Origin of the sequence: Coleofasciculus sp. E2-BRE-01 (genome assembly GCF_040221695.1) — a bacterium.
Taxonomy (GTDB): Bacteria; Cyanobacteriota; Cyanobacteriia; order Cyanobacteriales; family Coleofasciculaceae; genus Coleofasciculus.
In genome coordinates this window covers 20,740-30,365 of record NZ_JAVKEA010000040.1, presented here as the reverse complement: position 1 = coordinate 30,365, position 9,626 = coordinate 20,740, and the positions used below count along the sequence as shown (strand labels likewise).

The 9,626-nt window shown below is 46.8% G+C and carries 7 protein-coding genes; 5 read left to right on the top strand and 2 right to left on the bottom strand.

Annotation, left to right across the window (positions count from 1 at the left end):
• Positions 1 to 513 precede the first annotated feature (513 nt).
• From RIG66_RS04605 to RIG66_RS04585, 5 genes are all read left to right on the top strand, one after another.
• A complete protein-coding gene (locus tag RIG66_RS04605; protein ID WP_446375642.1) occupies positions 514 to 2,370 on the top strand; it encodes a VgrG-related protein in 1,857 nt (618 codons plus the stop codon).
• 17 nt (positions 2,371 to 2,387) lie between these two features.
• Positions 2,388 to 3,515, top strand: a complete 1,128-nt coding sequence (locus tag RIG66_RS04600) for a M91 family zinc metallopeptidase (RefSeq protein ID WP_446375640.1) — start codon at positions 2,388 to 2,390, stop codon at positions 3,513 to 3,515.
• Positions 3,490 to 4,182, top strand: a complete 693-nt coding sequence (locus tag RIG66_RS04595) for a hypothetical protein (RefSeq protein ID WP_446375638.1) — start codon at positions 3,490 to 3,492, stop codon at positions 4,180 to 4,182. The genes RIG66_RS04600 and RIG66_RS04595 overlap by 26 nt, the downstream gene beginning before the upstream one ends.
• A 92-nt stretch (positions 4,183 to 4,274) precedes the next feature.
• On the top strand, positions 4,275 to 4,691 hold the full coding sequence (locus tag RIG66_RS04590; protein WP_446375636.1) for a GPW/gp25 family protein: 417 nt from the start codon (positions 4,275 to 4,277) through the stop codon (positions 4,689 to 4,691).
• 75 nt (positions 4,692 to 4,766) lie between these two features.
• Positions 4,767 to 6,992: a putative baseplate assembly protein gene (locus RIG66_RS04585; protein ID WP_446375634.1), complete on the top strand. Its 2,226-nt coding sequence runs from the start codon at positions 4,767 to 4,769 to the stop codon at positions 6,990 to 6,992.
• A gap of 153 nt (positions 6,993 to 7,145) precedes the next feature.
• On the opposite strand, the gene RIG66_RS04580 is transcribed toward RIG66_RS04585, so the two are convergent.
• Positions 7,146 to 7,523 carry a hypothetical protein gene (locus tag RIG66_RS04580; RefSeq protein WP_006103796.1) on the bottom strand — a complete coding sequence of 126 codons (378 nt, stop codon included), beginning with the start codon at positions 7,521 to 7,523 and terminating at the stop codon, positions 7,146 to 7,148.
• A 496-nt stretch (positions 7,524 to 8,019) separates the two neighbouring features.
• On the bottom strand, positions 8,020 to 9,423 hold the full coding sequence (gene leuC, locus RIG66_RS04575) for a 3-isopropylmalate dehydratase large subunit (RefSeq protein WP_446375632.1): 1,404 nt from the start codon (positions 9,421 to 9,423) through the stop codon (positions 8,020 to 8,022).
• Positions 9,424 to 9,626 lie beyond the last annotated feature (203 nt).

Here is a 9,626-nt window from a genome sequence, read left to right as displayed (position 1 = left end):
GGTGTGAGGTTTTTTCGCCTCCAACAGACAATTCCATCCTGACACCCGACACCCGACACCCGACACCCGACACCCGACACCCGACACCCTTGCTCAACCGAGCTTTCACCTTAAGTTGACACCAATGACCGACGTGCGCCCGATTTAATCGTAAAATCTATGCCACCATTTTAGCTGTGTCAGTCCAGTAGGTTGGGTTGAGCGAAGTCGAAACCCAACCTACGGTAATGCTATCCATCATCAATCCGACCATAGTTTAATTGACATCAGACCTTTTATAATAGTGACCTGTTGAATTTGGCAGATGAATGCTACATTCATCTTAAACAGGTTATTCAGATTAGTTTACAAAACGTAAAACTAAGGCAAGCGAAACAGGCAGGCAATACACTAAAAAAATCCCCCAAGCCCCTGCTTTCTGCCTAAATTGTCCCCTTCTCACATCAATTCCCCCTGGGTAAATTCCCAGTCAGCGGCACAACTCAGTGCCAAGTCTTGATTCTAGAGGTCGCCATGGCTGTTACTTATGTAGCTGAACCGATTTTAGAAATTGATGGTCAGTTAGCGTCCAAAGCGTTACTTGACGACATTATTGAAATCGCGGTGGAAGAAAGCCTCCATCTTCCCGGAATGTTCACGTTAGTTATTAAGAATGATTACTTTCCGGGGCGCAGCGAGGATGAAACCTGGCGACATGCAGGCTTATTTGAAATTGGTAAAACGATTAAGATAGGGTTCGGCTCAAGTACGACCGAAGCCCGAGAGTTTGAAGAGGAACAGAAAGATTACGTCCTAGAAGGGGAAATTACAGCGATGGAATGTCACTTTACCCGTGACTCCGAAGCGCCGATGATTATTCGTGGATACGATATCTCCCATCGACTGGGGCGAGGGCGATATAATCGCTCATTCCAGAATATGACCGACACTGATATTGTGAACAAAATTGCTGGGGAAGTCGGGATACCCACAGGTACGATTGATGAAACCGGGGGACCTTACGGATACGGGGATATCAATGGGTCGAATGGCTATGTGTTTCAAGAAAATCAGACCAATCTCGAATTCTTGAGGAAACGCGCCGCCCGCAATGGTTTTGAATTCTTTGTTCAGGATGGAAAATTAAACTTCCGCAAACCCAAAGTGGATGAGTCTTTAGAACTGAAATGGTTAAAAGATGTCCATAGTTTTCAGGTCAGAATCAGTAGCGCTGAACAGGTGAGTGAAGTTGAAGTCCGGGGCTGGGATTATAGTCAAAAACAACCGATTGTAGAGACAGCGAACAAAGGACAGGTCTTTACCCAAACAGAATATGGTGAAGGTTCTCAAACCAGTACCAGTTTTAAAGGAAAGCCACCCACCCCTAAGATGATTGTAGTGGATCATCCAGTCTTCAATGCTCCAGAAGCAAAGGCAATAGCTCAAGCCGTGTGTGACGAATTAGGAGGAGAATTTGTCCATGCTGATGCGGAAGCTGAAGGAAATCCCAAAATTCGACCCGGGCGAGTGGTGAAACTGAACGATTTGGGTAAGTACAGTGGCGAATACTATGTCACCGAAACCCGCCATCTATTTTACGAACGGGTTTATACTACCGAGTTCACGGTGCGTGGCTTACGGGGAGACAATCTCCCTCCCATTATGTCCCATGAAGCCCCCTTCCATCCCGGACAAACGCTTCTAATCGGCATAGTTACTAATAATAAAGATCCGAAAGGTTGGGGTAGAGTTAGGGTAAAGTTTCCTACCCTAACCGAAGAACACGAAAGCAACTGGGCAAGAATTATTGGCTATGGAATTGGACCGAATCGAGGAAATGATTGCCTCCCAGAGATAAATGACGAAGTTTTGGTTGGTTTTGAACATGGGGACATCCATCGACCTTATGTATTAGGGGGAATCTGGAATGGCAAGGATAAGCCACCTGAGAGTGTAAATGACACAGTTCATGAGGGCAAGGTGCGTGTGCGAACAATTCAAACCCGGACAGGTCATAAAATGCAGTTTGTTGAAGAAGCCAAAGGCGCGGTTAAAGCGGGTGCGATGTTTAAAACCGTACTTGGTCATATCATACAGATGAATGATACAGATAAGTGTTTAGAGATTAAAACGGCTGGCGGTCATAACGTACTACTGGATGATAAAAATAAAAAGATAGAAATAAAATCTACGGGTAACCTTTCCATGGTTATGGACGATAGTGCCAAACAAATCCAATTAAAAAGCGGTGGGGGAAGTATCACGATGAAGCAGACAACGGGAGAAATTAATATCAAAGCTGGAAGCAAACTAACCCTAGATGCAGCGACCATTGAAATTTCCTCCAAGGGTCCACTCCCGGTTAAAGGTCTTCCCATTAAGCTTAATTAAGAACCCAGGAGCTAAATATGAGCAAACCTGCTGCTAGGATTGGTGATCCTGTCGTTCATCCCTTACCCCCTGTCTTGACGGGGGGTCCCGGTAGTTTTGATGTCCTCATCGGTGGTAAGCCAGCCTGGAGGGGGATACCCGCTGCATCGGCAGCAGCATTACAGGTTGCCAAGAAAGCCTCTGATCTGGCGATTAAAACGGCTGAATCAGCTACCCTCGCCGCTGCTGGCACCCCAGCCGCCCCTGGGTTTAAGGCGGCGGAGGAAACGACCAAGGCGACGGCGGCATCGACGATGGGGAGTATGATCTCTGGTATGGCGATGGGGGCAGATATCCATGGCTGTACTACGCCCCTGCCTGTTCCTCCCCACGGACCCGGTGTGGTGATTGACGGTAGTGCTACGGTGCTAATTAATGGACTCCCCGCTTGTCGCATGGGGGATACAATTGTGGAAGCTGTTGGTCCACCGAATAAGATTGCGATGGGTTGTCCCACCGTGTTGATTGGCGATGGAGGTGCAGGTGCAGGTTTAGGTGCGGGTTCAGGTACAGGCTTAGGTGGAGGTTCTGGTAGAGGTTCTGGTGGAGGCTCAGATAGCTTTGAGGATCTTATTGACGGAATCGACATTGACGGGGATGAACAATATCAAGAGCAAGTCCGAGAAAACTTACGTGAAATTTACGATACGCCTTCCGGACAAGAACTGCTAGAAAGTCTACGAGAAGCGCGGGATAATGGTAGAAGTCTTACAATTACTGCTCCTCCACCTGGACGTCCTGGTAATGCCTGTGGCTATGATAATCCCCGGGATCGATTTATCCAACCTAACGGACAGCCAGGAGCAGGAACGAATGCCACAGTGTATTTTAATCCAAACAGCACAAGCATTGGATCAGAACCCTGGCAAACAAGACCACCAGCAATTGGTCTTGCACACGAACTGATTCATGCTGACGATGCTGCCTATGGTCGTATGCCTAGGGGTGACGGAGTGAATGGAGATTTAGCACCTAGTACCGAATCAAACCGAGAGTTACGTGCGGTCGGGCTTCCTCCTTATGAGAATGGTTTAGGGGACGATGCAAGTTACACTGAAAATGCAATTCGGGATGAAATGGGTGAACCACAAAGACCTCATTATTAAATGGAAATATTTCCTATTTATTGTTTTTTTTCTGTTAGTCTCAACAGCAGGTTGTATAACCCCTGTAGCCAAACCAGTAAAATACAATGTTAATTTAATTAAAGACTCAAAAATGCTAAATTTAAACACTGAAGTTATATCAAAAACTGAAACAAAAGTCGTCATAGAATATCAGCTAAGAAACAATAGCGATAGTTCAATATACCTGTTTGATATCCTGTTTGCGGGATGGACAAATCAGGGTATTCCAATAGCAGATGATCAGGAAGTTTACCGTCTAATAATCAATGGTGAGATTGTTTTATCAAGAAAGGTTCTGCCAGTCCCAGATGATATAGATCTCGAAATAAGGCAATATCCCCTTATGATTCGTGTTAATCCTGGACAAACACACATTTCTTCCTTTGAAGTTAAGCTTCCTTGCCGGATTTACGACCCCTATGATTACAAGCCAGAAAAGGTAGCGGAAATTAAAGAACTTCCTTGGAGTTTAGAGCTGGGTTACGTAGAAGCAACTCCGCAACTGGAACAAAGATTAAAGCCTCAACAAACAACCGAAGGGAGACAGGGCTGGATGATTCAATCTTTTAACGAAAGCAATCAGAAGCTTATTCGAGTGTCGGGGACAGGAACATTGCCTTGCTTGCAGCCTATTTTTTCAAATTAGTTATTGATTGAATAATCTAATTTAATGGGAAGTTGGTACTCTCAATGAAAGAAAACATAGTCTTGAGTCATTAGGAAACTAAATCGATAAAGATGGCAGACATTACAAATAATCAGCCACGAGATTATCTGGGTAGGGGACTATCATTTCCCCTACGAGGAAACTTACAAGGAAGCCTACAACTCAGCGCCGATATCCAGAATATCGAAGAATCGATCGCGCTAATCCTAGGAACCAAGGTGGGTGAACGGGTTTACCGACAAAATTTTGGATCACGCCTGTCTGAACTCGCCTTTGCACCAATGAATACCCAAACGCTTTTGCTGATTCGGGTGTATGTTGAGGAAGCCCTGAAAATGTGGGAACCTCGAATTGTACTGGATGGCGTTTATACAGAACCTGACCCCATTCGCGGTCGGGTCAATATTATTATTGAATATCATCCGAAAGATTCCCATGATACTCGAAGTTTAGTTTATCCGTTCTATCTTCAGCCCTCTGGGGAGTAGTTGGTCATTGTTGATGGTTCATGGTTCATGGGGACATAAGACAAATGACGAATGACAAATGACAAATGACAAACTATGGAATTTGATTTTTTACCGAATTTACCAAAATCTGATCTAGACGATCGCGCATTTCAGGATTTGGTGGAAGAGTGTGTCCTCCGCATTCCCCGCTACTGTCCAGAGTGGACAAATTATAATCCCAGTGACCCCGGGATCACGCTGATTGAACTGTTCGCTTGGCTAACTGACCAAATGCTGCTGCGGTTCAATCAAGTTCCCCGGCGTAACTATGTTACCTTTCTGGAATTACTGGGGATTCGCCTGCAAGCGCCAACCCCGGCGCAAACCCAGCAAACGTTTTATCTGAGTTCGTCTCTCCCCGAAGCCTACACGATTCCCACAGGAACGGAAGTGGCGACAGTACGCACCCAAGCCGACGATGCGATTATTTTTAGCACCGATCGCCCCCTGGTGATTGCTAAACCCAGTATCCGCCATTTTCTCACCTCGGACATTGCTGAAGAGGAACCCCAAGTGCTGCGCGATCGCTTCGTGGGAACTTGGACTCAGCAACCCGGTGGCGAATGGCAAGGCTTAGAATTATCTATATTTAATGAACAACCCCAAGTGGGAAATTGCTTTTATCTCGTCTTTGAGGGGGATCAACCCATCGAAGGCAATGTTATCGCCCTCCGGATTAGGGGTGAAGCCGCTACCTCCACCGGGATTAATCCTGAAGATCCCCCCCGCCTTTGGCAAGCCTGGAATGGTATGTTTTGGGAACCTATCCTGCTCCAAGAAGCCGATGATAGCACCAAAGGATTCAGTTTTAGTGAACTGATCCGTCAAGGGGGTAATCCCTTACAAGGGGCAGATATTGTCCTGCATTTACCCCTGCGTTTACCCGTTACCCAATTTGTTACCTATCAGGGACGCTGGCTGCGCTGTATTTACAGTGAACCTCAGTTCAATCAACCCGGTTATATGCGTTCCCCGCGCATCGTTGGTTTAGATGTCCGGTCGATTGGCGGTACCGTTGAAGTCACCCAATGTACCACGATTCGCAATGAAATCCTGGGTGAAAGTGATGGAAATCCCGGTCAAACCTTTCAACTGCAAGGACGGGGAATTTTACCCCGTCGGGAAGAGGAACATATTCTGGTGATTCCGCCGGGAGGATTACCCCAAATCTGGCAAGAAGTCAATGATTTTGCCGACTCAGGTCCCGAAGACTTGCACTATACCATTGATGCGATTACTGGCATCATTCAATTTGGTCCCCTATTACGAGAACCCTCTCAACTGCGAGAACAAACGCGGTGGCGTTCCCAGTCCCAGAGAGTCCCCTCGCAAATGCTCAGTTTAGTCAGTGGTAGAAATAGCGGGGTAGAACGACGGGAGGGCGCAGCGATGGAGTCGATGGAACGTCAATATGGCGCAGTTCCCCCTAGAGGTGCTGTGATCCAAATGGCTACCTATCGCATTGGGGGTGGTCAACAGGGTAACGTGCAACGGGGCGCGATTCAAATCCTCAAATCCGCTGTTCCTTATGTCGCGAACGTGATTAACTATTCTCCCGCCCGGAATGGCGCTGATGCGGAATCTTTAGAACAAGCCGTGATCCGGGTACCGCGACTCCTCAGAACCCGCGATCGCGCCGTCACTCGCGAAGACTTTGAATACCTAGCCATGGAAGCTGGAGGCGGCTCTATTGCTCGCGTGTTATGCTTATCACCTATTCGCCAAGAAGACGCCGGACGAGTACGTCTGCTGCTTGTACCCAACGCTAATACGGATGGGATTGAGCGCGGTGAAGGAATTGATCCAGATGTATTAACGCTAACCCCGCAACTCACCGAACGAGTGCTAAGTTATCTCGATGAACGACGGTTACTCGGTGTAGAAATCCTCTGTAGCCAACCCGATTACGTTGGGGTTGCGGTACAAACGGAAGTTGCTCTGGATACAGCTTATAATAATCCCCGTGCCCAACAAGAAATACTATTGAAACTACAAACCGCACTCTATCGTTTTCTCAATCCTTTAACTGGGGGTTCAGAGGGTAAAGGGTGGTCGTTTGGTCGCCCAGTTTATTCATCGGATATTGTTACCTTATTGCAAAGTGTTTCTGGGGTACAGTATTTAGGGGCGGTACAGCTATTTGAATTACGCCGTCAGGGGCAAAATTGGATGCGAACCTTACCGCGAACCCCTGTTATTGATCCTGGTCCGTTGGGTCTAATTTGTTCCTGGCATAATAACCGATTACGCTCTGGTCATGTGATTAATTTGATTACATAAGTGTGAATAGAGACGTTGAGAGTAATATAAATCCTATGTAATCAGTTAAATGTATTTACCATTGGATATAAAGATATAATCGACAGACGAATGAGGTTGGGCTCTATCCCTTAACCCAACCTATCTGATGCTATCAGCTACTGCAGTTCATCCCTAATTTTCATAGAGAAGGCGATTAAGAATTTCTTGTCCTGCGGGATTGAATACCTGAAGACGAATAATTCTTGGATCATTGGGTCGCCATGCGACTTGATACTGATAATCCCCGTTTTGCCAGATATAAAGGCGGCGTTGAGGATTTCCCCGCACTTTCGCACCTCGGAGAACCAGGTTATCACCAGTTCGTTGATTAGTACCGTAGTACGTCAGGGCGTTGTTGCTATAGTTAATCGTGACCGACCATTCACCCCCTTGGAATGTCCCCAGAGGAACCCTAGCTTGGGCGACGACAGGTGTTTTAATGATAAACTCGGTAATTGTAGGCGCAGATAGACCGAGAATGGTAGCAAGCGCGATCGCTCTCATATTCATAGTATTCCCTCCGTTGCTGTAACATCAGCCTGGAACGCAATTTCCGGCTAAAACGGTTCACTATACTTTAATTTCAACCCGTTTTAACTGAGATCTGGCAAAATTGATAATACACCCCAAATGACTCGCTCGGTGGGCAAAAGCAACTAACTCTAATATAAGCGTTTCCCGCGTTATAATACTTGCCCACCCTAGATAAAATTGACTTAAGCGGAAGATCACCAACTTAGAAGCCAGGAAATAAATTTCCGGAACCTAAAGCTCAAGTAAGATTTAGCTTACTAGTGGCATGACCCACCTTATTTGATGAATTAGATTCGGCTTGTAGTAAGGGATGCGAGCCCTATCTTTTGTTGGGTTTTGTTCCTCAACCCACCCTACAACCTATTCCACCATTTTAGCTGGGTCACGCCATAAGTCTTTCAACCCGTTTTAACGGGTTTTAGCTTTCAGCCAGAACTTGAGTTCTTGGCTGACTGGCTGGCTTGATGGCTACTCACAATAACTGTCTAACATCAGAAACTTTCCCGTTAACCGCCGCCGCTACCACCATGGCTGGACTCATCAACAATGTGCGTCCAGTAGCTGAACCCTGACGCCCTTTAAAATTACGGTTTGAGGAGGATGCACTAATTTGATCCCCTTGTAACTTATCCGGATTCATCGCCAAACACATGGAACATCCGGGTTCGCGCCACTCAAACCCCGCTTCCACAAAGATTTTATCCAATCCTTCGGCTTCGGCGTCTTTTTTGACTCGTTCTGAACCCGGAACAACAAATGCCTTCACCCCTTGTGCAACTCGCTTTCCTTGGGCAAATTGGGCGGCTTCTCGTAAATCTGTCAATCGTCCATTGGTGCAACTTCCAATAAAACAGACATCGACTTTTGTCCCTTGAATCGGCGCACCAGGAATAAGCTGCATATACCGATAGGCTTCTTCGGCGATCGCACGTTCCGATTCGGGTAAGCTATCGGGTATGGGAATCGCTTCATTTACGGCAATTCCCTGTCCCGGTGTGATTCCCCAGGTTACTGTTGGCGCAATCTCGGCGGCATCAAAGGTGACGATATCATCATAAACGGCATCGGCATCAGAACGCATACTGTTCCACCATTCCACCGCTTTATCCCAGTCTTCCTCTTTCGGCGCAAAATCTCGCCCTTTGAGATACCCATACGTGACCTGATCGGGATTAATATAACCACATCGGGCACCGCCTTCAATGGACATATTGCACACTGTCATCCGTTCTTCCATCGTCATCTGCTCAAAGGTTGTGCCAGCATATTCATAAGCGTAGCCAACGCCACCTTTGACGCCTAACGTGCGGATAATGTGCAGAATCACATCCTTGGCGTAAACACCGGGCGGAAGCTTCCCGTTAACTTCAATTTTGCGAACCTTAAGTTTAGACAGGGCGAGGGTTTGCGAGGCGAGGACATCCCGAACTTGAGACGTACCAATCCCAAACGCGATCGCACCAAAGGCGCCATGAGTTGAAGTATGGGAATCCCCACAAGCGATCGTCATTCCCGGTTGGGTTAATCCCTGTTCTGGAGCAATCACATGGACAATCCCCTGATTCCCCGATCCAATATTATAGAAGCGAATCCCATAATCCTTACAGCTTTTCTCCAACACCTGCATCATCTCTTCGGCTAACACATCCGCAAAAGGACGCGCCTGATTTTCGGTGGGAACGATATGATCCACAGTCGCCACCGTGCGATCGGGATACAGCACCTTTAATCCCCTTTCCCGCAGCATACCAAAGGCTTGGGGGCTGGTGACTTCGTGGATTAAGTGTAAACCAATAAAGAGTTGAGTTTGACCCGAAGGCAAAGTACCGACGGTGTGGGAGTTCCAAACTTTATCGAAGAGTGTTCTCTCGCTCATTTGCAAAAGGTCGTTATAGGATTTAAGGATAATGACCAGTCACCTATAGGCATAGATGCTGGAGCCTTCTATTTTATCGCGAGTATGACATTTTCCGGCATCTGTAGAGGGACGACATGTCCACTGGTGTCAACTTGAATTGAAGTTTTCCCCATAAGCTCCCATAATCTCTGTCTAGACCTTTATAGGGGTTTCTAATTGTT

What these genes read in the sequence shown, in the direction of transcription:
- RIG66_RS04605 (WP_446375642.1), top strand. Translation starts at nt 514, where the DNA reads ATGGCTGTTACTTATGTAGCTGAACCGATTTTAGAAATTGATGGTCAG.
- RIG66_RS04600 (WP_446375640.1), top strand. Translation starts at nt 2,388, where the DNA reads ATGAGCAAACCTGCTGCTAGGATTGGTGATCCTGTCGTTCATCCCTTA.
- RIG66_RS04590 (WP_446375636.1), top strand. Translation starts at nt 4,275, where the DNA reads ATGGCAGACATTACAAATAATCAGCCACGAGATTATCTGGGTAGGGGA.
- RIG66_RS04585 (WP_446375634.1), top strand. Translation starts at nt 4,767, where the DNA reads ATGGAATTTGATTTTTTACCGAATTTACCAAAATCTGATCTAGACGAT.
- RIG66_RS04580 (WP_006103796.1), bottom strand. Translation starts at nt 7,523, where the DNA reads ATGAATATGAGAGCGATCGCGCTTGCTACCATTCTCGGTCTATCTGCG.
- leuC (WP_446375632.1), bottom strand. Translation starts at nt 9,423, where the DNA reads ATGAGCGAGAGAACACTCTTCGATAAAGTTTGGAACTCCCACACCGTC.